Below are 25,475 nucleotides of genomic sequence, written 5' to 3'. Positions count from 1 at the left end.
ATGAGTATTTTAGTAATAGACTGTGGTGCCTACAGTATTAAATTTGTTGAAGGCCGAGTACACAAAAAAAGATTCATTATTGATGATATTGAAGAAGTTCTACTCGAGGATGTTCGTGGCCCTAGTGACCAAGAAGTCTCTGTACACGAGCTTCAACAAAGAATCATCTCTGGTTTTCTAAAAGACCAACACTATAACGGTCGAATTATTACTCAATTACCTAACGAGTTTTTAACGAATCGCTACCTTGATCTTCCAGCAAAGAGTAAGAAGGATGCGGAACTAATGATCCCTTTCCAACTGGAAGAAGATCTACCATTTAATATTGCTGATACTCACTATATTGTTAATCTTTATAAGAAAATTAATAGCCAATTTTCTGCTATTGTTCAAATTGCAGAAAAGAGTGTTTTTGCAACTTATCGAAACTTTCTACAGGCCTATCATACTGTACCTTCAAACTTAACTTCGGAACTTAGTATTTACCAAAGCTTTGTCGAAGAAAAGAAGTTAGAATCAAATGTTTGTATTCTAGATATCGGTCATCAAACAACGAAGGCCTATTTAGTTTATAACGGTATTATCTATACTCACCATATTTCATATGTCGCTGGTGCGGCCATTGATGAGGCAATTTCTAAAACTTATAATATCGGTCCGGCCGAAGCTAGAATTTTCAAACACGAAAATAGCTTCTTCTTAACAAAGTCACAACTGGACAGCGTAACAAAAGAGCAACAAGACTTTGCTCTGATGATGCACCATACTTTTAAAGACCTACTCTCTCAAATTGATCGCTGGTTATTAGGTCATCGAGTTAAAACTGGTCAAAGCATTGAACATATCTACTTAACAGGTGGCTGTGCCAATATTAAGAATATCGATAATTATATTACAGAAAGACTACATGTTAGTGTTTCACAATTTATGACTCCAGGTCTTGAGAGAATGGTTTCTCCTCAGGAGTACAACTCTCTTACACTCGCCTACACAATGGGTGCTTCAAATACATATAGAGAGCCTGCAAAAAACTTTTTCACAAAAGAGTTTGCATCGGCATTAAAAGATGGAATTAAGTTAGAAAATACAATTTTTACTTTCTATCGTCTTGCTCTTGTCTGCCTAATTCTTTGTGCTGGTTTTTTAGTAGAATCACTTTATTTCGTAAACCGCGACATTAAGTCCACAGATAGAGAGATTAAAAAGCTTATCAAATCAAGTGATCTTAATATTACAAAAAAACAGGAAAGATATCTTAGAAAATCACCTGATAAATTAACAAAGATCATTAAACAAAAAAATAAAGCAATCGAAGTTGATTTAAAAGTATTAGCAGGTGTGCCGAAGTCGAGTGCTCTTGCAAATCTACATACTGTTACAAGTGCAATTAAAAGAAATGAAGAAGTTTCTCTGACAAAATACAAAGGTGATCTTAACTCTGGTTTTGCACAATTCCAAAGTAAGAGTGATCGCGATACAAAGCAATTACTTAAAGTTCTTAAAGGCCTTAATGTAAACGACGCTAATATTGACGACTCAAATAAAGATAAGATTACAATTAGCTTTAAAGGTAAATAATGACACAGAAAAGCGTATTTAAAGAAATTGATGTCGCTATCGATAAGCAAATTGAAGAAGCTAGAAACTCTGGTGTTTTTCAATCATTTGCTGATCAACTCCGCTCTTTTTCAGAAACAGAGCAGAAAATTATTAATCAGGCCCTTTCTGGTCTTGTCATTATTATTCCAATTATCGCTCTTATTGGTGTTTTTATCTTTAGAACCATCAAAGTAAATGATCTAAATACAAGAAAAGAATTAGAGCAAACAATCATTAGCTTTAAAGAAGGTAATATTAAGCTTAAGGCCCAAGAAGGCCCTATCGTAATCAATGAAGCAATTTATGAAAAATCTGATTTTATCAGTAAATTAAATAACGCAACTTCAAGGCTTAATATTAAAGGAAATCAACTTAATGTTGACGGCTTTCAAAAAGAAAACCTTGGTGGTTCAATTAACCGCATTGAAACAAGTATCATGATTGAGAAGTTCACAAATAAGGCGTTTGTTGGCCTCTTAAATGAACTTCATCGCAAGTTTAAGATCATCATCACAGAGATCGACCTAGAAAAAACAGCAGATGGAAAATTCGTTTCAGGAAAGTTCCTTGTTGAATTTTACGCAAAGGTTAATTAATGCAGGAAAATTTAGGTAATCAAAAGAATAATATGAGTGAAGCAGCAGAACAAACAGATGTTTATAAGATCAATAAGAAGACAATCTTTCTAATTTCTATTTTCGCCTTCTTGTCATTGTTTTTTGGTTTTATCTTTAACTTCTCTGTCGAAGACAAGATTATGAATCTCGTTTACGATGGCCTACGAAAGAATCGTAGCTGCCCTATCTACTATCAAAGTGCTAGTTTAAGCTACTTTTTGCCAGGGATTAATTTAAAAGAGATTGATATTTCATCTCGCTGTTTAAACTCACGCTCTGGACTTTTAGTTTCAGAAGCAGATATTTCTCTAGGACTTCCAAGTATTGCTCCAATGGGACTTACTTTCAATACTGAAATTAATAAGATCGCAGGACTTGATAATCAAATCAACGTTAAATCAATTCATAATTTTTCAACTCAATACGTGAAGGTTGAAAATACAGTTATTAGCTTTGATGCTCTTGCTCCACTAATGAATAACTTTAAACTTGATGGAACAATCAATCTAAATGCTCTTGTTAGCACAGACCTTAAGGCCATTAAAGACCTTGATATCTATCTAACGTCGAAAGACTTTACGATTCCAACACAAGTTATCCAAAGCTTTGAGCTACCTACTCTTGCAATTAATAATCTTTCTTTCAAGGCCCACTCTGAAGACGGCGGAGCAGTTGAAATTCAAGAGCTTATTATTGGGGACAGTAACTCACCTATTCGTGCCAATGCCAGTGGTACTATCACTCTTGATAAAAGAAATATCAGAAACTCTCGTCTAGATATCGAAGCACAGGTAAAGTTCACGCCAGAGTTTATTGAAAGTTTCGCTATTATCAATCTTCTTCTAGGCAATGGTACTCCTGATGAGCAAGGTTTCTATCACATGAAAATTGATGGTACTCTTGGACGTCCAAACACACCGAAAATGATTAAGCGCTAGTTGACTAAAGGCCAACTTTAAAGCATCTTAATTCAATGCAAAATCAATCTGTATTAGAGCTTAAAGAAGCAAGGCAGCAAATTGAAGCTGACCTAAAATTATTTATCGATCAGAATAATTATCAAAATTTCTTTAGTGAGATTTATGATTATTCCCTCTTACCAGCTGGAAAGTTATTTCGCCCTATGCTCGCTTATGCAACAGCTAAAGACTTTGGTATAGACTTTAGTGATGAGAGGCTTAGAAAGTCAGTTAAGAGCTTCTCATGTGCATTAGAAATTCATCATACATATACACTAATTCACGATGATATGCCTTGTATGGATGACGATGAATATCGCCGTGGACGACTTTCAACTCATGCAAAGTTTGGCCAATGGCAAGCACTCCTTGCAGGAGATGCACTTCAATCTCTTAGCTTTAATTTAATTAATAAGATTAACGTAAAGAATAAATATGAGATTCTAAATTATGCTCATTGGTGCTTAGGAGCAAAAGGTCTCATCCTTGGGCAAGCCTTAGATCTTGGTCACCACATGACAGAGAGCTTTAAGAATCTAATCCTCACTCATAAATTAAAAACTGCACGTCTTATCCAACTTTCAATTGTTGGCCCTTATCTTTTCAACGATGATGCAAATTTAGAGACGGCCAAAGCACTACACCGCTTAGGTCACCATATGGGAATTGCCTTTCAACTTCTTGATGATCTTTGTGAACTTGAAGATGAAGTATTAAGTGAGCACGAAGAGGCCATTAACCCATGGAAAACAAGAGGACAGGATTGTTTTGCAGAACTACAATCTAATCTTGAATATATGAAAGTATTTTTTGAAAAGTATGCGTGCGAAAATATCCGTTTAGTATACGGAGAATATCTTGGAAAGATACTTAGTATTATTGAACCTAATAAAGAAACTATAACTGGTCATTTAAATGTAGAGACAGGCGCTAGGCCCGCCTCTTTAGATCCAATTATTTCTTTGTTGAATACTTTGACTCTTTAGGTTCAATTGATTAAGGATGCTCTTTGCTTGCTCAAGTTTATCTAAATCAATATTGTAATTTGCAACTTTTGATTTAGAAGACTTTGCAGGCTTTGTATTTAATTTCTTCTTAGGAGCTCCACTAGTGTCTTTAGAAAGATCAAGTTGACCTCTTAAAACTAGCTTAGCTTTCTCAATAGTCATTTTCTCTTCAAACAGAAGGCCTTTAATTTTTGCCAACATTTGAATATCTTTTTGTTCAAAAAGTTTTTGACCAGTTGAAGAAACGAGAGGTGAAATTTCATCAAATTCACTTTCCCAAAATCTTAATACGTATGGCTTTACACCAACGATTGAGCAAACTTCATCAAGTTTAAATAACGATTTCTGTGGAATCGATAATGTTTCTAGCATTTAAAATCCGTTTTCGCTCTCATAGTCATCATCAGTATCATTTCTGAATGATGTTAGTGCTTTTGGAGTTCCTTCCTTAGGTGCAATTGAAGTGTCTTCCTTACCTTTATCGTCGATACGGTGTACGTAGCGTCCAGTAATATCTTCCTTTAAAACCTGTGATGGTTTAAAAGTAAGAACACGTCTTGCAGAAATTTCCATCGCCTCACCTGTTTGTGGGTTACGGCCAACTCTTGATGCTTTATCGCGAATTGAGAAGTTTCCAAAACCAGAAATTTTTACTTTTTCCCCGCGGGCCAAAGTATCTTTAATTACCTTAAAAACTAAGTCAACAAGATCAGAAGCTTCCTTTTTAGAAAACCCTGCTTCCTTATAAACTCGTTCGACAATATCAGCTTTAGTCAAGCTCATTGCATTCCTCCATGAATCAAAAGAACCTTTATATATTAATAGGTTAGCAGAATTATGAATATTTCACAAAAAAAATTTTGTGGGAAATATATTTCATTTTAATAACTTAGCCTTTTTTGGCGTTAACTCGTCAATTAAGCCAGTTTTAAGAAAAGCTTAAGTTGAGCAACTAAATAAATACCATGTACTATGTTTATATCAACTTCTTCTTGTCAAATTGGCGTATTGACATGAACAATCCCCAGCACAAGTTCTTACTTCTGCTGGGGATTTTTTTTATATATTTCCGACTTTTTTACTTAGATTTTTTCTTTACGGCCTTCTTCTTGGCCTTTTTCTTACCAAGCTTTTCCTGGTCCTTGGCAATCTTCTTTAGAAGCTTGTGCTTTTCAGCATCTTTCTTCTTAAGCCAATCAGTTAATTTTGTATCAACTTCATTTAGCTCTTCCACAAGTTTCTTAGCAACAAGCTTTGGAGACTTTGCAATTTTAGTGTATTCATTTAGTCTCTTAGTCTCGTCTTTAACAAGTAACTTGCGCTTCTCCACTTCATCCTTTGTCATACGATAAATTGGCATATCTGCTAGATAGTCAGAATAGACATATTTTTTCTTATCTAGGTATTCAACAAATGACTTTCTGTTCTTAGACTTTGTCGCTTTTTCATATTCTTTATTTTTAATGAACTTAATGATTTCATTATTCTTCGTAATCGAGTCCTTAAGGTCAAGACATAGAAGTTCATAGCGACGAGTAACGACCTTAAGCCTTTCACCTGTGAAGATCTCAATAATCTCTTCGGCCTGATCAAAAATCTTAACTCCTCGCTCAGAAATTAGCGTGTAGTTTGGTGATAAAGACGAAGTTGCTCCAACTGTATCCTGAACTTCTTTAAGAGTAACTTCTTGTCCTTTCTTAAAAAGAAGCTCAATATTGATTTCGTTATCAACTGATGCATCAACGAAATCCTTAATGAATCCACTATCAATGAATTTTGTCAGGTGACGATAGATTTTCTTAGCATCATATCCACGTGGAAGTTCTGTAATAAAAAACTTTCCATCTATTTCTTCGATACTCATTTCAAAAGTTAGCTTACCGCTCTTCTTATCAACATGAATAGGAAGTGAGTAATTATGAACATATGGCTTAAGCTTTTTAACTTTTCCCGTTTCAATAAAAGAGATCATCGACTTGATTAGATCTTTATGATGAAAACTTGGAATCGTCGAAGAGAAACCTGTCCCAATCCCCTCTGCACCGTTAAGTAACATCAGAGGAAGTTTAGGAAGAAGTCCTACAGGCTCCATTGAACGTTCATCATAATTTGGAACCATTTCAACTTGGTTCATATCATCAAATAATAAGAGATCTGATACCTTACCCAATTTACACTCAATATACCTACCGGCCGCTGGATCTGTTTCCATTCGCTCACCGAAGTACCCTTTCTTATCAATAAGTGGATAATTATTTGAGAAGGTATAGTCTTGGGCCATATTAACAATCGCCGATTCGATTGAAGCTGGACCGTGTGGGTGTAGAGTTAGAACTAAACCAGTTGCCGCAGAAACTTTTAAAAGTCCCTTCGACTGATTCTTCCATAGAGTATAGAGAATACGTCTTTGACCTGGCTTAAGGCCATCTTGAAGATATGGGATCGCTCGATCCATAAGAGTATAGATCTGATATGTGCGATACTCATCTCTTACGATATCTTCTAAGTTTACTGATTCAAGTGAATGAAGATAAGTTTCTTGCATTATTTATTTCCTTCCTAATACTTTTTAATCAAGGTAATCAATCATGTCCGCTAGGCCACCAGTGGCCGCTTTTTTAGCGACGGCCTTTTTGGCCTTTTTCTTTGCAGCTTTTTTGGCCGTTTTTTTTGCGGCTTTCTTTGCAGTTTTTTTGGCAGTTTTCTTTGCTGTTTTCTTTGCCGCTTTCTTTGCTACTTTCTTGGCGGCCTTAGGCTTTGTTACAACCTTATCTTCAGAAATCGCTTCAGACATTATTTCAGATTGATCTTCATCAAGAAGTAGATCTTTTCTTAGATTTGTATCCTTACCAAAACAGATATTAAGCATCTCCTTGGCCTTAGACTTCTGGTCTATTACAATCTTAGTGTACTCATCCTTAGATAAAACATACTTCCAGGCCTCTGGTGACATCTCACCAAGTCCCTTATTTCGATGAATTTCTTTAATCTTTACTTCACCAGCATCTCTAAATTCTTCAAGTTCCTTATCTGACTCAAAATATAGAGTCTTCTTATCTGTCACGACTTCAAAAAGAGGAGCCTTAGCAATTTGAATTGCACCCATCTCAAATAATTCAGGCCAGAACTGGTAGAAGAAATTAGTTAAAAGTGTATTAATGTGTCCACCATCAACATCCGAGTCGGCAAGGAAGACAATATTTGAATAACGAAGCTTCTTTTCATCAACTTCTTGTCCTAGAACAAGACCAATTGATGCCATGATGTCAGAGAATTCCTGATTATTTAGAATATCTTTGATACCAGCTTGAGCAACGTTCATCGGCTTACCGCGAAGAGCGATTCCACCTTGATATAATTTATTACGAGCTGACCTTAGACCACCGATGGCCGAGTCCCCCTCACAAATAAATAGTGTACACAGCTCACGCTTCTTTCTTTCGTTAGCATCAAGAAGCTTTTCAACTCTTTGTCTTTTTTGCTTACGGCCTTTTGAAGCTGCTTCTTTTAGAACCTGATACTTATGGCGAGACTTCCCTCTTTCAATAACGACTTCAAGATAGTCCTTATTTTTTCTCATGAACTTATCCATCGACTTGCTCATTAGTTCTTCAAGGGCCTTCTCAAGATGTACATCACGAACGAGCTTACGTTTCGTTTGTGACTCAAATCTTGGGTTTGGCATTGTCACACCAAGAACGAAAGTTAGGCCAGAAAGAACATCATTATCAACTAACTTGATTTTCTCTTTCTTTGCCTGACGCTCTAACTTGTCTTTTACAGCATTGATAAAGATTCTTCTTACACGATCATGGTGGAAACCACCGTCATATGTAGGAGTTGAGTTAACAAAAGAAATAAACTTTTCTCTTTCCTCGCTTCCTTTATCAATTGTTAGAGAAAGAGACATATCAATCTTTCCCTTAACTTTTTTCTTTTTCGTATTTATTGTCTCGTAGATATAAGCTGTTTCACCAAAGTCGTGAGCATTTTCCTCATCAATTCTTTGAGCTAGCTCATAGAGCCCTTTTTGATAGTGATACTTTTCACCATTAAAGTAGAAAGCAAGACCAGGGTTATTATAGGCAAGGTCAATAATACGCTTTCTTAAAAGGTTTTCATCGATCTTATTGTCTTTGTATACCTCTTTGGCCAGTGTTACTTGGATTGAAACACCTGAAGCACCCTTAAAGGTCTTCGGCTTAGTTTGTGAAACCTTAAGAGCACCATCGATGAACTTCGTTGTTTGCTCTTTTTTAGAGTTATAGTGCTTAATCGTAACAAAAAACTCATCGGCCGTAAGACAAGTTGCAGCGGCCCCTAGACCGTTTTGTCCAAGAGTTCGATGGAGAAAGCCCTTCTCATCAGTTTCTTCATCTTTAAATTTAGAACCAGTTCTAAACTCAGAGTAAACTTGTTTCACTTTATTTAGTGGAAAACCAATTCCGTTATCAGCAACAGTAACTGTTTTCCCGTCTTCACTTAGTGAAGTATGAATTTCTGTAACGTGTCCACGATAATATTCATCAATACAGTTATCTAAAAGCTCTTCAATGGCCTTTGACTTTGCTTGGTGAAATTTTACCGTTTTAAAATCGACTGACTTATCTTCGTAGACATATGTCTCTAAATCTTCAATATCATTAGAACCAAAGACGAGCGTAATACGGTTTCGACAGTGCCATCTTTGATCTTTACTCTCAATGACAGCGTCTTTCGTCTTACCTTTACGATTCACTTTTTCAATGCTGCGTCCCATGCTTAAATTTTCCCCTATCTTAGCTTCGTGCTATAATGAATTTACTATAAAGAATAAGGGAAACTTAAAGGCCTTGAAAGTTACAACGCGTCAACCATTGATAATTACAGTAGTTTTTTACTTGATTTTGCTATTTTCAAATCTCGCAATCGCCTCTGATTTCAAGGGGATTGATGCAGACATCAAAGAAATTTTAGTTGATAAAAAAAGAATTTACCGAAAGGCCATCGTTAAGACCGAAGAAAACAAACAAAGTTTAGATTACCAAATATATGGAATTCATCCAAATAAATGTAAAGTCGCGTTAAGGAAATTGTCGCGCTACGAAAAATTCAATGAATATATCGACCTAGTAAAACTATCAGGTTACTCAGAAAAGAAGAAAGAAATTTATCTCTATCTCGATCACACTTTGATGCCATTTCCCATGTCTCTAAATTTTAGAATCCCACGCATCACTAAACCTGGAACTTATCCGTTCACATTTGATAAGGGATTTTTAAAAGGACTAAAAGGTGAAATAAATGTTCGACAACTTTCAGACGGAAAGTGCCTCTTCTTTTCTAAGAGTTACTGGAAGGGAGAGAAATCTTCTATCCCAGACACACTCTTTGAAATGTTTTCTGAAACACTGGGAGAGCTTGCGATGGAAAAGCTATTTCGTGTATCTCGCCGACTTTAGTTCTTCGATAAAAATTTTCTCTCTTATTTGCCAGAAACGCTGCTTCTTACGAGCAATCACAAATTTCGGTTCTCTAAAGTATTTGCGATCTTTCAAAATTTTATCGAGATCATCAATATAGTACTTAAGCTCTGGGGTTTTTAAGTGTTTTTTTACAAAGGCGTGATAGAAGGCCATCTGTTGCGACTTATTATTTAATTGAAAGTATTCCTTGAGAGACTCTCCATTTACATCAAAGTAACTCACCTCAAGCGAGCGCCCCTTCTTACCTTGATATTCGCTAAAGATCATCTCCTCGACGCGCATGATGTGAGCATCTTTAAGCTGCATCGCCTCTTTTAATTTCTTATCAGCATCTCGTAGCTCATGCTCACAATGAGCACAAACGTGTGCACTAATATCGTTACTTTGACCGCAATTATCACAACTTTTAAAGCGAAAGAGAAAACCACATTCCTCGACACTCATATCACTTTCATCAATATGAATCCCTTGGCACTTTCGGCCGTAGTGTTCAGTGATTCCACCCTCACTATCAACCTTTCCCCAGAAGATATTGGCGTGGCCACAATCAGGACACATCACTTGTACCTCTTGAGTTTCACCATGAGGTCGAACCTCACCTACTTCCGGCTTGAATATATCGTGATCAAGTCCAGTGTAGTCGAGAATCAAACAGTCTTCTTTTCCTTCATAAAGCCTAAGTCCTCGGCCAACAATTTGTTGATAAAGACTAATGGACTCAGTGGGGCGAAGGATAGCGATCAAGTCCACATGAGGAGCATCAAAACCTGTTGTTAGAACAGAGACATTTACTAAGAATTTAATTTTTTGATTCTTAAAGTCTTCGATTATTTGATCGCGAATTTTTTGATCAGTTTCACCTGTTACAATTGCACTCTCCCCTTCAGGAAGAAGACTCAAGACTTCATTGGCATGCTTTACAGTTGATGTAAAAAGCATGACTCCATTTCGCTCTTTTGCCTCTTGGACGATATGCTTTACAATCCCTGGTGTAACGCGTGCACTATCATTTAAAATCTTTTCAATCTCTTCAGTTAAAAACTTTCCAGAATTCTCATTTACTTCAAGTTTTGAAAAGTCATAACAAGCAACAGGAGAATCTATCTTAATGGGCCTCGTTAGATGGCCATTCTTAATCATATAGCTTAAAGGTAGCTCATAGATACAGTGCTTAAAAAAGCGCTCTTCTTTTGTTCTTAGAATTTCATGGTAATGGTAATTATAAATCCACCCCATTCCCAGACGATATGGCGTGGCCGTAAGGCCAAGAAAGAAAACCTTTTGGTTCATTTCTTTGAGCTTATCAAATACTTGCTGATATTGAGACTCTTCTTCTAGAGAAATTCTGTGACATTCGTCGATGATAATAAGGGAAAAGTCTTTGAAGAAGTCCTCGGGTGCACGTGCAATCGATTGAATAGAACCAAAAATAACTTTATCGTCCTTATCTTTTCGGTTCATGGAAGCTGAAAATATCCCGGCCTTTAGGTCATAGGACTCATACTTTGCATGGTTTTGTTCGACTAGCTCTTTTACATGGGCCATCACAAGAACTCGACCTCGAGCAATGCGTGCAAGCTCAGCAATTACTAAACTTTTTCCAGCACCTGTTGGGAGAACAATAAGAGAAGGATCACCACATTTTCTAAAGTGAGACACAACCTTGTCTACAGCTTCAACTTGATAATCCCTGAGTTTAAACTTCATCTCTAAAGACTAGCAAAAGAGAGCTAATCAATGAAGAAAAATAAGCTAATAAATACAGATAGTTGCTGTGCTATCACCCTAAAAATTTGGCATTTAAATCAAAAACAAAAAACATTTACACACTACTTTCACGCATTTAATACAATAAATAAAGCCGACAATAAATTTCAGTTACCATGTATCAACTAACTTAACGAAGGACGTAGGATGACAAGTAAGTTTGATATTTATGAAAAAGTTAAAAATTATCCATGGGAGAATGAGTGTTTTGTAGCAGAGTATCTGGCACAGACATACTTTTACGTATCCCATTCAGAGAAGTTACTCTGTTTAGCAATGGCACGACTTGATGATGACAAAATATTTCGTCGTTTTAAAGAGCATTTAAATGAAGAAAGTGCTCACGATAAATTGGCCATAAGAGATCTACAAAGATTTGGGTCTAATATTGAAAGTCATCAGGAGCACTCTTTAACGAAAGCATTTTATCAAGGCCAATACTATCAAATTGAGTATAAGCACCCTCTTGCTTTAATGGGCTATATATTTTTCTTGGAAGACTTAGTTGCAAAAGCTGGCCCATACGTCCACGAGAAAATAAGTGCTTCAAGTGGCAAGATTTCTAGTTTTATTAAACTACATTACGAGGAAGATGAAGATCATGTTGAAGAAGCGAGAAAATTAATCGAATCCCTACCTAAAAATATACAAAACTTTATTGCTGAAAACAGAAGATACTCACAGGAGATATTCTTCAATATCCTAGATGCAATTGAAGCAAATATCGAAAAACAAGATAAAACTGCAGCATAAGTAGGAGTAAAAATGAAGAGTATCGATATAAATGACTTAGAACTTATTATCCTATCACCAAAAAATACTGATTTGAATGACCCTCTCTATTGTTACTATGAGCAATTTTATAATGAGTGGAAGCATACGTGGACTAGTGCATATAAGAAGCTAGGACTTAGGGAGGGAGATATTGAGCTTTATTCAGATGAGCTCTACAAACAAGATGAACTAGTAGCAATTTACTACAAGGGAGAATTTGTTGGAGGAGGGGCCAATACAGTATTTAACCTTGAAAGTAATATCGATCAAAACTCATCATATTTTAAAAATTGGAATGATCTTATCAAAAAACAAGTACTGAATAAGATTGAAGGAAATCATATTCTAGCATGCGGTAACTTTACCATTACTTCAAAATTTAATACCAAGAGTGATGAATTCCCATGGAAGGCATTAGTACTTGTCACACTAATGGAGAGATCATTAATGCAAAATAATGGGCCAATCATTTCCTGTACAAATTCCAATAAGAAGGTATCCCAAGCAAGTATATCAGTTGGAGCAAAAGTATTAGTGGAAAATCAGCTATTTAAATTTTCAAATGGAGCTCAAGACTACGTTGATATTCTCTCAACAGATGCAAGTATAATGAGTAAACTTCGCTATGCACATCCTCTTTTTAAAATAACAGAGCAATTATTTAAAAAATTCAAATCAAATAGTGATCTGGAATTAAACTTGAATTCAATTTATGAGGAGCTTAATGCAGCAGCGTAGAGTGTACTATTTGATCATCAGACTTTAGACCATTAATTAATTGAGATGCGACTGTTGGTATTTTAATATCAATAGTCGTTCCTTTATTCTTTCGTGACGTGAATTCAATTTCACCTTTGACACGGTCAACGACGAAACAAACAATTCCAAGCCCCATACCAGTACCCATTTCGTGATTAGTCCCAGTACTAGAAGTAACTTTACTATAAGTTTTGACCTCATTTACAATGTGCTCAGGGATCCCCTTCCCCGAATCAATGACTTGTATATGCATCATATCCATACACACATCTATACTTAAATGAACCTGAGCGCCTTGTGGCGAAAACTTTAGTGCATTTGAGAGTAAGTTACCGAGAATTGTTTTAATTAAAACTTCTTCGCTTATAGGAATATTAATGTCATCACTCTCATTCTTTATTGATTTTACGAGCTGAATTCCTTTTAATCGATAGAGATCCAAGAAGTTATTTTCAATTCGCGAAAGAATATTAATCATACTAACTTTATGACTGATACCCTTATCACTTTGATACTGTTTTCTTATCTCCGTTTTAAACCTTATTAACTCATTTAATCTTTCATTGGCCTTTTCAACGAAAGAGATATCATCTCTTTTAATTGCTCGACTTAAGCTAAAGGACAAATAATTCAAATCATTAGATGTATCGTGAATCAAAGTTTTATAAAGAGTATTGGTAAGCTTCAACTCATCTTTTAACTCAGCATCAAGAATAACTTTCTTATCTAGAATCATCAGAAAAAAGCAGTACATGATTAAGATATAGTTTAAGACGGCAGCACTCCATCCCCATAGCTCAGTCCCAGGAACAAAGCGAAATACAGAAAATGAAATAAAGTTCAATGCACCAAGTGACATAACAAAGACATAGAAGAAATTTGTAAGCGAGCTTTTTCTTTTTAGAATATAGTATATCGCTGCAAAGCCAGGTGAATATGCACTCAAGACCAAGGGAAGACTAAAAGCTGTAAAGTTTTGTGTCCAAAAAGAAAGAGCGAAACTAATGCTGATCCCAGTTAAGTGCAAAAGACCAAAGTAGCGAAGGCTTAATCTCTTTTGTCCCGCTAATATATAATTACTTAAGAAAAATATTGGAAAGAACTGAAGGCAGAAAGAGCCAGCGGCCAAATGAGGTGTCACACCGACAGTGAAATTAATAAAGTACGCCAAAATGACTGTGACCAGAAATTTCTTAAAATCAAGATAGTCTTGATATCGATCAACGGCAGATACGAGAAATACACTCGCAGTACATAGTACTAGGAAGCCTAATAAAATGGCGTATAAAATTATAATTGAATCCACGAGTGTTCAGTACCATAAACAAACAGAAACAAATATACTTTATTAAGACAGTGAATCTTTTTCAGCCTATAAATACCTGATTTTACTGGCTTCCTAAGGCGTGGTTAATTTAATTTAAGAATAATTATCATTTGAACACATTATTTATTTATATCGACTTTTTTAAATAATGGCCCAAGTGTAATTCTCATACCTCAGGCCTAATTTTTAAGTTACTAAGCTATCTTTTCGATCTCTGTGTGCTCATTTAGTTTTCTCTCTTGGCCATAGTATTTTGGTGGCTTTTTAAAGTGTAGAAAAAGACTTGTAAGTAGGTAAGTCTTTAAAAATTCAAGATATCCAGATTTTGAAACTTGTACTAAATCTTCTTCATTTTCATAGTCAATGATACTATGGCAAAAGTTTTGATATTCAATATTATTTGCTCGACTCATCTGAAACATATTCGTTTTAAATCCCATCTTCTTACATGGAGACTTAAGAACAAAGCGATAAGGGTCAATACTGCACTCTTTTGGGTCCTGAAACCACTTCTTAATGTAAAACTCTTCGAGGAGTTTAACAACGTTGATATAGTCCTTTGGAGGCTTCTTAATTTGACTCTTTGGAGATGGCCAAACTTTGTGACTTATCTTATCGAATGCTTCAATTGCAGCAGGTGTAGCAGATATATTTGTCGTATAAAAACTCTTATGTTTTTTGAAATATTCTAACTTATTGAAACATGCCAACATGGCCATTGCATCATTACCTGTATATGAATTTGCAACCATAATTCCAACATGAAGAATATTAACAGAACCATCTTCAATTATATAATTCATCAAAAATGAAATATCCTTACCACGTGTATGAACAACTGAAACAATAATATGACTCAGAAAGCTTTTAATTTCATCCATATCCTCTAATTGAAGATATCTAATATTTACTTTTTTCTTAGAAGTATTATTAATTTCTACAATTGAACGGTACAAGCGCTTTAAGTTAAAATCATCCAAGTGAAGACCTGGCCTAAAATATGTTCTAAAGGAGTAACTCCCCCATTTAATCTCGTTCATAAATGCTCCCTAGGCAGCTTTCTTTACTTGTTTTCCTTTCTTACTCTTTGTCCCCGCTTTCATTAGCTGAAACTCATATTGGTCAAAGAACACACCTAAGTGGTCAGTGTGGGGAAGTCCACAGATAACTTTATAGGCTTCATTTGCCATTAATACACCAGAGAGCCAAACAACAGGCGTAAAGCTTGGTCTAGTAGCTTCTTTAGTTACAATTTTATCAACGAGATCCTTAGATATATATTTATAGGGAGAAAAGTGACTAAAGGTAAAATCGACCTCTTCCCTAACGGCTTGGTTACACAAGTCAGGAGTTAAGTCTTCAATAGCAACGTCTCTAGTACATAAATTAAGATAATCTTCCCAGTGGGGAGAATCAGGAGTCATTACAAATACCGACGCAAACGGAGTAATCCAGGCATCAACAATTGTAATACTTTTTCGGCGGGCAGCTCTCTCCAAAATCAATGAATAAAACATTTCGTCCATACCATTGATAACAATATCAACATCATCTAGGAGTGCTTCAATATTATCTTTTGTAACACCTTCGTTAAATGATTCAATTTTAAGATCGGGGTTTATACTTCTGAACTCCTCTTCTAAAACATCGACTTTGTATCGATCATAGTTCTTTGCATTACAGTGAATTTGGCGATTTGAATTGTGCGCTTCATAACGATCAAAGTCCGCTATTTTAATTTTTCCGATTCCCATACGAACAAGAACTTCACTAGCGACACCTCCCATACCGCCAACACCACAAACTAAAACTGATGCTCCTTGCAACTTATCTTGATCTTCTTGAGTAATTAATCCAATATTTCTTGAAAACATCTCTACCCTCCAGTTAACGTGAGAGTATAAATTAAAATATTTTTTTTGGAGAATTTGGGGAGTTACAACCGGGCCTTTTCAAGACCTCAGCAAAAATACTTGGCACACTCTTGTAATACTTGATACTTACGAGGAAAAATTAAGACTTAGAACTTTGACTATCGAGGTAGAGTACATTGTTAAAATCAGTTTCTTCTTGAGAAATATTCTTCAATAACTCAATTGAGGTTCCATTACCTAGGCTCGAAGAAATATTGACTTTGAATCCAAGTGCATTAGCAGTATCCATGATGATACTCATCCCATGACCTGATCCCTTCTCACCATTAGTTCCTTTTGTCGAACCAATTAGACCAACATTCTTTTTAATTAACTTAAGCTTCTCTTCTGGGATACCAACACCAAAGTCAACGATTCGTAAGCATAGATTCTCATCACACACAGACGCCGAGAAAACGATACTATCATTCATGTGTGAGAACTTAATCGCGTTATACATAATATTAGAGATTAAATTATTTTGGAGTGCGATTTTATTTGTATAGATAGTTAAGTTTTGATCAATTTTAAAATCATGAATAATACGAACACCTTTTTGAATAGCAATATCGTCATATTCAGTTACTGCCTCAATTAAAAGGTCGTATAAATTAATTTCTTCAAGTTCAAAAAGTTCACCATCAATATGAGTTGTAACAATTGAGTTTTGAATGATTCCTTTAACAGAGTTTGAAAATTGATTAATCTTATTAACCGCTTGTTCATACTCTCCATTTTCAATTCTTTTCTTAGCGACTTCAAGACTAAGAAGCTTATTGGCAACATCATGATGAAGTGTACGATTACTCAGATTTAACTCTGTATTTAGTAACTCTAAGCTTTTTCGATACTCTTCAAGCTCTAGATTCTGCTTTTCTAGAAGATTTGAATATTCCACATTCTTCAAAATAACTTCGTGAAGTTTTTTCTTTGTGAAGAAGAAATTATATAAGAGATTTGGGATACTAACTTTTGCAAAGGCTGCATTTCTTACAGAAAACACCACTCTATCTTCAACAATCAAATATTTCACTTTCGAGTATGTACGACAGCCGATGAAATTTACAGGAATCGTTTTAAAAAGTTCAACATACATATTGATGAACTCATGAAAGATATGTGCTGGGTCTGAAAATTCAAAAATAATTTGAAAAGAATCTGAGCTTAACTTCTTTGTATCAATCTTGATATTTGTATAAAGCATTTTGAAAGATAATTTCAAAAAGAATTCATAAAGTAAGCTATAACTAATGAAGTAAGTAACGATGTCAAAAAATGGTTTAATAACCCTATTTGAAACACCAGTATTACTGATAATCTCAGTGTAGTTTGGATACTTCTCAGAAAAGAAGATAGTAATGTCTTTAAACTCTTGCCACGTGATGCGTGACTTTACATCTAAGAGGTTTTTATCTTTAACAGGAAGTTCAGATATAAAGTCTTCAACGGAATCCCCCATTGAGCTTACACCATCGAAATATGCGACTAATGCCTTATTACTTACTTCCAATTAAATACACCTTACCAAACAATAAATACTGATTATCACTATAAGATTTAAAATGGCAACTTAAGTTATTTCTTTAACTTTACACCACAATATATATTGTAACCTTTGGCCAAGATTCTTAATAGCGATGCAGAACTTGCCGACAATCCAACCAAAAAAGAAAGTATTTCTATTTAGAAAAGACCAGGGTCAGATATCCTCAAAGCACTTTTGTAACAAATCACCATACTGTCTTCTTGCAACCTCTAACAAATCTTGAGATGAAGAAGGTGCATGGTAATTTTCAACAAAATGCTGATAGACTTCATTTCGAAAAGATTCTGGAAAATTCTTACCTTTGATATTGATATCCTTCCCCTTCACAAAGATAGTATTTGGAGTAAATTCCTTTGCAAAACTTGGAATATTTAATGTGTCTTTAAATTGAATATCACCATCAGGAAAAAGGCGTTTCTTTATTCGCTCTAATCCCCTTCTTCCAAAACAGGTATTTTTGTAACTATTAATCCCATGTGCAAGATAGAGATCCTGAAGCTTACTTTTAATTCCTAAAATTAAATCAGAGGCCGTATAGCCAAAGAATTCATGGGCAGCGATATGAGCATTAACTCCAGGAATATTTTGTGAGAACCAGTGTTGAGTATTTTTTAGAGCGATGTCTGAACGTGTACGGCTCCCCTTTATTAGCACATCAAAGTCTGCATGCATTAACTCATGAAAGATCGTTGAAGCAAGGATTGAAAATTGATACTCCTGCCCTTTAGGAAAGTCTGATAAACTTACAATCCGACGACCACGCCAATTCTTTTCACGTAGAACGATGGTGTTTGTCTTATCATTATATGTCGCTTCTGCCCCACTCTTATTCATGAGCCACTTTTCAAAAACATTAGGCTTCCTAACTCTAACTTTTTGTACCACATCATCCAAACGCGATAATTTTAGACCTAACTCATCTTCTAATGAATTTGAAAATTCAGATATTGTCACAGGCGAAGATGCCAAGACATAAGTTGAAAGTAATAATATAAGTATCGATTTCATATCCATAATTAGAACTAATAAACCTTCATAAGACTAGCTTTGTAAGAAAAAGATAAGATTCTTTACATGTGTGATATGACGTTATTACCGCGACTATCACGTTTATTATTCAACGATTCAGATAGTTGAGTTGAGAAAGGAATTTTAACGATTACCTTAGTCCCTCTTTTCATGCTCATGAAGTTAATTTCACCGTCAATTCGTTTGATGATGTAGCAGAGTATGCTGAGGCCCATTCCACTGCCTAATTCGTTACTAGTACCACTACTCGACCTCACTTTTGAGAAATTCGTTACTGATGAAATAATATCGTCAGGGATACCACCACCCGAATCAATAACACTAAAGTACACATGAGTTTTATCGTGAATCATTGAGAGATAGACTTTTGAACGTGGCTCAGAGAACTTCAAGGCATTAGAAACAAGATTACCTAGTATCGAGTTAACTAAACTTTCCTTACTAATTGGTAGCGATGCCTCGATACTTTGATGAGGATAAGTGACAACCAATTGAACTCGCTTCTTGTTAAAGTCGTCTTGGTAGTGAGAGACAACAGACTTCAGTATAGTCGTAAGCTCCACATCATATGAAAGGTTTTCCTTATTAAATTGTTTACGAATCTCTGCTTTAAATTTGATAAGCTCACTTAATCGATCATATGCCAATTTTACATAGGTCAAGTTCTCATCTTTTAACGCCCTTGAAAGACTCAACGACAAAAAATTTAAGTCATTTGAAGTATCATGAATAACGGCCTTATAAATTGCATTAATAAGCTTTAGCTCTTCTTGCAATTTATAATCCCCATCAACTTTCTTTACTAAAATCTTTATCAGAAGCCCCAACATGATTGCAATATAAGTGACTACCCCCGCACTCCAGCCCCAAATCCCAGAGCCTTTAATTGTAAAAGTAAATGGATAAGAAAATGTGACCATTGCTGCGATTGCAAAAATAGTAAAATAGAAGAAATTCACAACATACTTTATTCGCTTACCAAAGTAGGCCAATGCATAGATCCCCGGAGTGAAACTTCCGACGGCCACGGCAAAAGAATAATATTCAAAATTAAACCCAGCTAAATACAATGAAAGGCCAGCGATTCCACTCAAAACAAAAAGACTCATCAACTCAACTCGATACTGATTTAAGCGATTATTTAGAAAGAAATTACATATCAAATATAGTGGAATGAATTTTAAACCAAAGAATATGACGTCGAGTTCCCCCCATTGAACAAAATAAAAACGTGTAGCATAGAGAAAGAAATTAAGTATTAACGCTATCTTAAATTGCTGGTAGTCACTTTCTTTATCCACCATTGCAACAACATAAGTACTGACAACACACAGAAGTAGAAATGATAAGAGTACGATATAAAGGGTTGTCATATTATCCATACATCAAAACTAACATAGTGGAATACATGAACAATTGAAGAAAGGATAACTTAGCTTAACTTAAATTTTCTTCATATGTGACATACCGTCCGTCCTGGACATGCGTCCGCTCTCGGCTCCTGCCTCCGCGGACATACCGTCCATCCTGGACATGCGTCCGCTCTCGGCTCCTGCCTCCGCGGACATACCGTCCGTCCTGGACATAAAAGCCAAAGATTGAGGCAATCAACCGGGATAAACCTCAAAAATTTGCTTTTAAAAAGGAAGGCCCCCGCTAACCGACGGGAGCATACTATTGTATGTGACCGAGGTTTGCGGGGGCCTGACGCATTTAAAACGAATTTATGAGGTTTATCCCCCGAAGTCGTCGAGCATGATATCGTCTCTCTCAACCCCTAGGTCAAGAAGCATATCGATAACACACTTGTTCATGATAGGAGGACCACATAGGTAGTACTCACAATCTTCTGGAGCTGGGTGCTTAGCAAGATACTCATCGTGAAGTACTTGGTGAATGAACCCAGTGTAACCTGTCCAATTATCTTCCGGTAGTGCATCTGAAAGTGCAACGTGCCATGTGAAGTTATCATTTTCAGACTGTAGTCCGTCGAAGTCTTCAACATAGAACATTTCTCTAACTGAACGAGCACCGTACCAGAAAGTCATCTTACGTTTAGAGTGAAGTCTCTTAAGTTGGTCGAAGATGTGTGAACGCATTGGCGCCATACCAGCTCCACCACCAACAAATACCATTTCTTTATCAGTTTCACGTGCAAAGAATTCACCGAATGGACCAGAGATCGTAACTTTATCACCTGGCTTACAGCTAAAGATATAAGAAGACATTTTCCCTGGAGGAGTTCCTTTTGGAGCTCTTGGAGGAGGAGAAGCAATACGCACGTTAAGCATAATGATTCCCTTCTCTTCAGGGTAGTTTGCCATTGAGTAAGCTCTGATTGTTTCTTCGTTTACTGTAGAGTTGTATTGCCAAAGATTGAAATGATCCCAGTCTCCTCTATACTCTTCTTCAATATCGAAGTCTTTATAATCGATTGAAAGTCCAGCAGGTCTTTCAATTTGAATATAACCACCAGCTCTAAATGGAACTGACTCACCTTCAGGTAGCTCAAGAACAAATTCTTTAATGAAAGTAGCAACGTTGTGGTTAGATCTAACCGTACATTCCCATTTCTTTACACCAAAGACAGACTCTTCAACTTCAACTTCCATATCAGTTTTAATACCAACCTGACATGCAAGTCTTAAGCCTTCACGAGCTTCTTTCTTTGAGATATGTGACATTTCAGTTTCTAGGATTTCACCGCCACCAGAGTGTACGTGAACTAGACACTGACCACATGTTCCCCCACCACCACAGGCAGAAGATACGAATAATTTTTGATCAGCAAGAGCATTTAGTAGCTTTCCACCAGCTGGGATGTGAACTACTTTCTCACCGTTAATTGTTAGCTTAACGTCACCACTTGATACTAGCTTTGATTTAGCAAAAAGAATTACTAAAACTAGTGCTAGAACCACAACGGTAAACATTAAAACACCAAGAATAATTGCATTCATAATATTTCCTTTTTATTACTTACCGTTACTAAAGTTGGATTCCTGAAAAACTTAGGAAACCAAGTGCCATTAGACCTACAGTGATAAAAGTAATACCAAGACCTTTTAGACCATCTGGTACATCACTGTACTTCATTTTTTCTCTAATACCTGCAAGAGCTGCAATCGCTAGGGCCCAACCAAAACCAGAACCTAGACCGAAAACAACAGACTCTCCAAAAGTATAATCTCTTTCAACCATAAATAGTGAACCACCCATGATGGCACAGTTTACAGTGATTAGAGGAAGGAAAATCCCAAGAGCGTTATAAAGAGCCGGCATATACTTATCTAGGAACATCTCTAGGATTTGTACCATCGCCGCGATAACACCGATGTAACAAATTAGACCTAGGAATGAAAGATCTGTACCTGGAATACCTGCCCACACAAGAGCGTTCTCTTTTAGTAAGTAGTTATAAAGTAGGTTGTTGATAGGGATTGTAATTGTTTGTACAACAACAACCGCAACACCAAGACCTAGAGAAGTCTTAACCTTTTTTGAAACCGCTAGGAATGTACACATACCTAGGAAGAATGCTAAGGCCAAGTTCTCAATGAATACTGCTTTAATAAATAAACTTAAATAATGTTCTAACATATTTCACCTACCCTTACATTTCTTCTACTTGATCTTTCTTCCAAGTACGTAGTCCCCAGATGAAAAAACCAATTAAGAAGAATGCAGATGGTGCAAGAAGTGCCATACCATTAGTTTGGTACCAACCACCTTCTCCAGTTGTTGCTAAAATAGACATTCCAAAAAGTTTTCCTGATCCAAGAAGCTCTCTGAAAAATCCAACAAATACTAGTACAAGTGAATAACCGATTCCGTTACCAATACCATCAAAGAATGACATGATTGGAGGGTTCTTCATCGCATATGCTTCAGCACGTCCCATAACGATACAGTTTGTAATGATTAGACCAATATAAACTGACATCGATTTTGCAACGTCATAAACGTAAGCTTTTAAAACTTGATCTGTCACGATTACAAGTGAAGCAATAATTGTCATCATAACGATGATACGAATTGCACTTGGAACGTGGTTTCTAATTAAAGAAACGAATAAGTTAGAAAATGCACATACAACAGTTACGGCAAGACACATAACTGCTACCGATTCCATTTTTGTTGTAACCGCTAGAGCAGAACAAATACCAAGGATTTGAAGTGCAATTGGGTTATTTTCAAATAATGGAGAAACTACTGTTTCTTTAAAGTTCATTATTCACCCCCACCTTGTGTGAATTTATCAATGAAAGGTCCAAATGCATCGTCACCCATCCAATAGCGAACAGTTCCTGTTACACCATTAGCAGTAAGAGTTGCACCTGAAAGTCCATCAATATCAAAGCTGCTTGCTTTGCTAGCTTCGCCTTTAATTACTTGAATTTGTGGTTTACCTGCATCACCAAAGATTTTCTTCCCTGGCCATACCGATCTCCAGTGTGGGTTATCAATTTCACCACCTAGACCTGGAGTTTCTCCGTGAGAATAGAAACCAATACCTTTAACAGTATTAAGATCTGTCTCAAGAACTAAGAAACCATACATTGTTGACCAAAGACCTTTACCGTGGATTGGGAAAACAACAGACTTGATTTCTTCACCAGCTTTAACAAAGTAAACTTTAGAATACTTTGCACGGAACTTGATCTTCCCTTTGTCTTCAGACGCAGGAATTGCATAGTTCATTTTTGAATCTTTAGCAGCTTTTACAGCATCGAATTTTGTCACATCAATATCAGTAACATAGTCACCAGTTTTAAGATCAACTAGTTTTTCTTCGATTTGCTTATATGCTTCTAAGATTTCTTTCTTTTGAGCTGTAGCTTTTACAAGACCAGCAGTCATCAGAAGATTTTTCTTAACATCTAAAACTTTATTCTCATCTTGAAGTGGCTTCAGTGAAACCGCTGACCAAGATACGACAACTGAACAAACAACACATAGGATTGTTGCTACGATCAGAGTTTTTGCAGTACTATCATTACTCATCACTGCCCCCTTAAACCGTTTTGTATCCATTTGCACGTTTCTTGATATTTCCTTGAATTACAAAGTAGTCAATTAAAGGTGCAAAACAGTTTCCAAAAAGGATTGCAAGCATAGTACCTTCTGGGAAAGCTGGGTTAATAACACGAACAAGGATAACCATGAAACCGATTAAAGCACCATAGAACCAGTGTCCTTTGTGTGTCATAGAAGCTGATACTGGATCAGTTGCCATAAACACTGTACCGAAAGCAAAACCACCAATAACTAAGTGCCAAAGTGGAGTTACTGAGAACATCATATTTGTATCAGAACCGATAGCATTTAAGATTCCAGAAGTAACAACTGCTCCAAGAACCATTGAAAGCATAATTCTCCAAGAACCGATACCTGAAATGATTAGAACCGCTGCTCCGATTAAACAAGCAAGAGCTGAAGTCTCACCCATTGAACCTGGCATAAATCCTAAGAATGCATCTTGCATTGAAGTCGTGATTGCTCCAACACCACCAAGTGCCGCTTGAGAAAGAGCTGTTGCACCAGTGAAACCGTCTACTGCTGTCCAAACTGCATCCCCTGAAATTTGTGCAGGGTAAGCAAAGAAAAGGAAAGCACGAGCAGTAAGTGCAGGGTTAAGGAAGTTTTTCCCTGTACCACCGAAAACCTCTTTACCGATAAGAACACCGAAAGAGATCCCTACAGCTACTTGCCATAGAGGAATTGTCGGAGGAAGAGTTAGTGGGAAAAGCATCCCAGTAACAAGGAAACCTTCATTAATTTCGTGACCACGTACGATCGCGAAAAGAGCTTCCCAGAAACCACCAGCAATTTGTGTTACTAGAAAGATTGGGAAGAAATAAAGGAACCCGTGTAGAAGGTTTGCTACAAGGCTATCTGGAGAGAAGCCTGCACCAAGTGCTAAGATGATATCAGCACGCCAACCTTCAGGAGTCATACCAGCTGCTGCTGTTAAAGCAGAGTTGGCCTGAAAACCAGTATTGTACATTGCCATAAACATTGCTGGAATAAGAGCAATAGCAACTGTGATCATTAATCTTTTTAAGTCAAGTGCATCTCTAACATGAACTGAACCTCTCGCTACTCCACCTGGAGTATAAAGGAAAGTATCGATCATTTCATAAACAGCATAAAACTTTTCGAACTTCCCGCCTTTGGCGAAATTATCATGTTGAGAATCTAGAAGTTTGCGCAACATTGTAATTATCCTTCTTTCTCAATAGTAGTTAAACTTTCTCTTAGAGCTGGACCGAAATCAACTTTACCAGGACTTACGAAAGTACAAAGCGCTAAATCTTCTTCATCTAGCTCTAGACAACCTAGTTCGATTGCATAGTCATCATCTTTCGTTACAAGTGCTCTTAAAAGTTGAGTTGGTAGCATATCAAGAGGCATTACTTTTTCGTATGACCCAACTGGAACCATAGCTCTATCAGAACCGTGAGTAGCAGTTGTGAAATCAAAAATCTGCCCTGGCTTTAACCAGTGTAGGAAAGTACGCTTAACAGAGAATTTATTAAGACCTGGCTTGTGCCATCCTAAGAACTCTCTTTCACGTCCTTCAGTAAGTAGAGAAATTTGGTTATGGAAACGTCCAAGGTAAGAAAAAGTTCCAACCATTGCACGTCCACTGAAAACAGAACCAGAAACAACTCTCACCTCACCTTGTCCAACTTTACCAGAAGTAACTTCAC

23 protein-coding genes and 1 pseudogene are annotated in these 25,475 nt (G+C 36.3%); 7 read left to right on the top strand and 17 right to left on the bottom strand.

The window, feature by feature from the left end; all coding sequences use genetic code 11:
* The 4 genes from pilM to ABMA79_RS03410 are packed head-to-tail and all read left to right on the top strand — an operon-like array spanning position 1 to position 4,161.
* Positions 1-1,578, top strand: a complete 1,578-nt coding sequence (gene pilM / locus ABMA79_RS03425; RefSeq protein ID WP_392856321.1) for a pilus assembly protein PilM — start codon at positions 1-3, stop codon at positions 1,576-1,578.
* On the top strand, positions 1,578-2,195 hold the full coding sequence (locus ABMA79_RS03420; RefSeq protein WP_392856323.1) for a hypothetical protein: 618 nt from the start codon (positions 1,578-1,580) through the stop codon (positions 2,193-2,195). Before pilM ends, ABMA79_RS03420 begins: the two co-directional genes overlap by 1 nt.
* Complete coding sequence (gene gspN, locus ABMA79_RS03415; RefSeq protein ID WP_392856325.1) at positions 2,195-3,154, top strand: type II secretion system protein GspN; 960 nt, start codon at positions 2,195-2,197, stop codon at positions 3,152-3,154. Before ABMA79_RS03420 ends, gspN begins: the two co-directional genes overlap by 1 nt.
* A gap of 35 nt (positions 3,155-3,189) precedes the next feature.
* Complete coding sequence (locus ABMA79_RS03410; RefSeq protein ID WP_393056168.1) at positions 3,190-4,161, top strand: polyprenyl synthetase family protein; 972 nt, start codon at positions 3,190-3,192, stop codon at positions 4,159-4,161.
* Here the strand turns inward: ABMA79_RS03410 and ABMA79_RS03405 are convergent.
* The 4 genes from ABMA79_RS03405 to ABMA79_RS03390 form a co-directional block, all read right to left on the bottom strand.
* Positions 4,120-4,554, bottom strand: coding sequence for a MerR family transcriptional regulator (locus tag ABMA79_RS03405; protein ID WP_393090318.1), 435 nt, complete (start codon positions 4,552-4,554; stop codon positions 4,120-4,122). The two genes, ABMA79_RS03410 and ABMA79_RS03405, sit on opposite strands and share 42 nt — an antisense overlap.
* On the bottom strand, positions 4,555-4,959 hold the full coding sequence (locus ABMA79_RS03400) for an integration host factor subunit alpha (RefSeq protein ID WP_392858006.1): 405 nt from the start codon (positions 4,957-4,959) through the stop codon (positions 4,555-4,557).
* 301 nt (positions 4,960-5,260) lie between these two features.
* Positions 5,261-6,727, bottom strand: coding sequence for a DNA gyrase subunit A (locus ABMA79_RS03395; RefSeq protein WP_393090315.1), 1,467 nt, complete (start codon positions 6,725-6,727; stop codon positions 5,261-5,263).
* A gap of 24 nt (positions 6,728-6,751) precedes the next feature.
* Positions 6,752-8,941, bottom strand: a complete 2,190-nt coding sequence (locus tag ABMA79_RS03390; protein ID WP_392856332.1) for a toprim domain-containing protein — start codon at positions 8,939-8,941, stop codon at positions 6,752-6,754.
* Positions 8,942-9,062: 121 nt separating this feature from the next.
* On the opposite strand from ABMA79_RS03390, the gene ABMA79_RS03385 reads away from it, so the two are divergent.
* The gene (locus ABMA79_RS03385; protein WP_392856335.1) at positions 9,063-9,623 is read left to right on the top strand and encodes a hypothetical protein; all 561 of its coding nucleotides are present in this window, start codon (positions 9,063-9,065) and stop codon (positions 9,621-9,623) included.
* On the opposite strand, the gene ABMA79_RS03380 is transcribed toward ABMA79_RS03385, so the two are convergent.
* Positions 9,597-11,354, bottom strand: coding sequence for a DEAD/DEAH box helicase family protein (locus ABMA79_RS03380; RefSeq protein WP_393090312.1), 1,758 nt, complete (start codon positions 11,352-11,354; stop codon positions 9,597-9,599). The genes ABMA79_RS03385 and ABMA79_RS03380 overlap by 27 nt on opposite strands.
* Before the next feature lie 207 nt (positions 11,355-11,561).
* Here ABMA79_RS03380 and ABMA79_RS03375 point away from each other — a divergent pair, with 207 nt between their 5' ends.
* Positions 11,562-12,167, top strand: a complete 606-nt coding sequence (locus ABMA79_RS03375; RefSeq protein WP_392856338.1) for an iron-containing redox enzyme family protein — start codon at positions 11,562-11,564, stop codon at positions 12,165-12,167.
* A 12-nt stretch (positions 12,168-12,179) separates the two neighbouring features.
* Complete coding sequence (locus tag ABMA79_RS03370) at positions 12,180-12,926, top strand: hypothetical protein (RefSeq protein WP_393090309.1); 747 nt, start codon at positions 12,180-12,182, stop codon at positions 12,924-12,926.
* On the opposite strand, the gene ABMA79_RS03365 is transcribed toward ABMA79_RS03370, so the two are convergent.
* The 12 genes and pseudogenes from ABMA79_RS03365 to ABMA79_RS03310 all read right to left on the bottom strand — a co-directional run.
* On the bottom strand, positions 12,910-14,253 hold the full coding sequence (locus tag ABMA79_RS03365; RefSeq protein WP_393090307.1) for a sensor histidine kinase: 1,344 nt from the start codon (positions 14,251-14,253) through the stop codon (positions 12,910-12,912). The genes ABMA79_RS03370 and ABMA79_RS03365 overlap by 17 nt on opposite strands.
* Before the next feature lie 215 nt (positions 14,254-14,468).
* Complete coding sequence (locus ABMA79_RS03360; RefSeq protein ID WP_393090304.1) at positions 14,469-15,314, bottom strand: hypothetical protein; 846 nt, start codon at positions 15,312-15,314, stop codon at positions 14,469-14,471.
* Positions 15,315-15,323: 9 nt separating this feature from the next.
* A complete protein-coding gene (locus tag ABMA79_RS03355; protein ID WP_393090302.1) occupies positions 15,324-16,148 on the bottom strand; it encodes a ThiF family adenylyltransferase in 825 nt (274 codons plus the stop codon).
* Between the two features lie 139 nt (positions 16,149-16,287).
* Positions 16,288-17,697 carry a sensor histidine kinase gene (locus ABMA79_RS03350; RefSeq protein WP_392856347.1) on the bottom strand — a complete coding sequence of 470 codons (1,410 nt, stop codon included), beginning with the start codon at positions 17,695-17,697 and terminating at the stop codon, positions 16,288-16,290.
* A 189-nt stretch (positions 17,698-17,886) separates the two neighbouring features.
* Complete coding sequence (locus ABMA79_RS03345) at positions 17,887-18,741, bottom strand: hypothetical protein (protein ID WP_393090299.1); 855 nt, start codon at positions 18,739-18,741, stop codon at positions 17,887-17,889.
* A 62-nt stretch (positions 18,742-18,803) separates the two neighbouring features.
* Entirely contained in the window at positions 18,804-20,144 is a 1,341-nt protein-coding gene (locus ABMA79_RS03340; protein WP_393090296.1) for a sensor histidine kinase, read from the bottom strand.
* Positions 20,145-20,495: 351 nt separating this feature from the next.
* Complete coding sequence (nqrF, locus tag ABMA79_RS03335) at positions 20,496-21,722, bottom strand: NADH:ubiquinone reductase (Na(+)-transporting) subunit F (RefSeq protein ID WP_392856352.1); 1,227 nt, start codon at positions 21,720-21,722, stop codon at positions 20,496-20,498.
* A 28-nt stretch (positions 21,723-21,750) separates the two neighbouring features.
* On the bottom strand, positions 21,751-22,362 hold the full coding sequence (gene nqrE / locus ABMA79_RS03330) for an NADH:ubiquinone reductase (Na(+)-transporting) subunit E (protein ID WP_021267064.1): 612 nt from the start codon (positions 22,360-22,362) through the stop codon (positions 21,751-21,753).
* Between the two features lie 13 nt (positions 22,363-22,375).
* Positions 22,376-22,993: an NADH:ubiquinone reductase (Na(+)-transporting) subunit D gene (locus tag ABMA79_RS03325; RefSeq protein ID WP_392856353.1), complete on the bottom strand. Its 618-nt coding sequence runs from the start codon at positions 22,991-22,993 to the stop codon at positions 22,376-22,378.
* Positions 22,993-23,766, bottom strand: a complete 774-nt coding sequence (locus ABMA79_RS03320) for a Na(+)-translocating NADH-quinone reductase subunit C (RefSeq protein ID WP_392856354.1) — start codon at positions 23,764-23,766, stop codon at positions 22,993-22,995. Before ABMA79_RS03320 ends, ABMA79_RS03325 begins: the two co-directional genes overlap by 1 nt.
* Positions 23,767-23,776: 10 nt before the next feature.
* Positions 23,777-24,985 (bottom strand): NADH:ubiquinone reductase (Na(+)-transporting) subunit B, encoded by a 1,209-nt coding sequence (locus ABMA79_RS03315; RefSeq protein WP_393090829.1) that lies wholly within the window; start codon positions 24,983-24,985, stop codon positions 23,777-23,779.
* Positions 24,985-25,475, bottom strand: a pseudogene (locus ABMA79_RS03310) (NADH:ubiquinone reductase (Na(+)-transporting) subunit A); the annotation flags it as partial. The pseudogene ABMA79_RS03310 and the gene ABMA79_RS03315, both read right to left, overlap by 1 nt.

The sequence above is a fragment of the Halobacteriovorax sp. HFRX-2_2 genome (assembly GCF_043196705.1).
Lineage (GTDB): Bacteria > Bdellovibrionota > Bacteriovoracia > Bacteriovoracales > Bacteriovoracaceae > Halobacteriovorax_A.
Note: the sequence above shows the minus strand (reverse complement) of the source record. Positions and strands in the feature narration are given on the sequence as shown.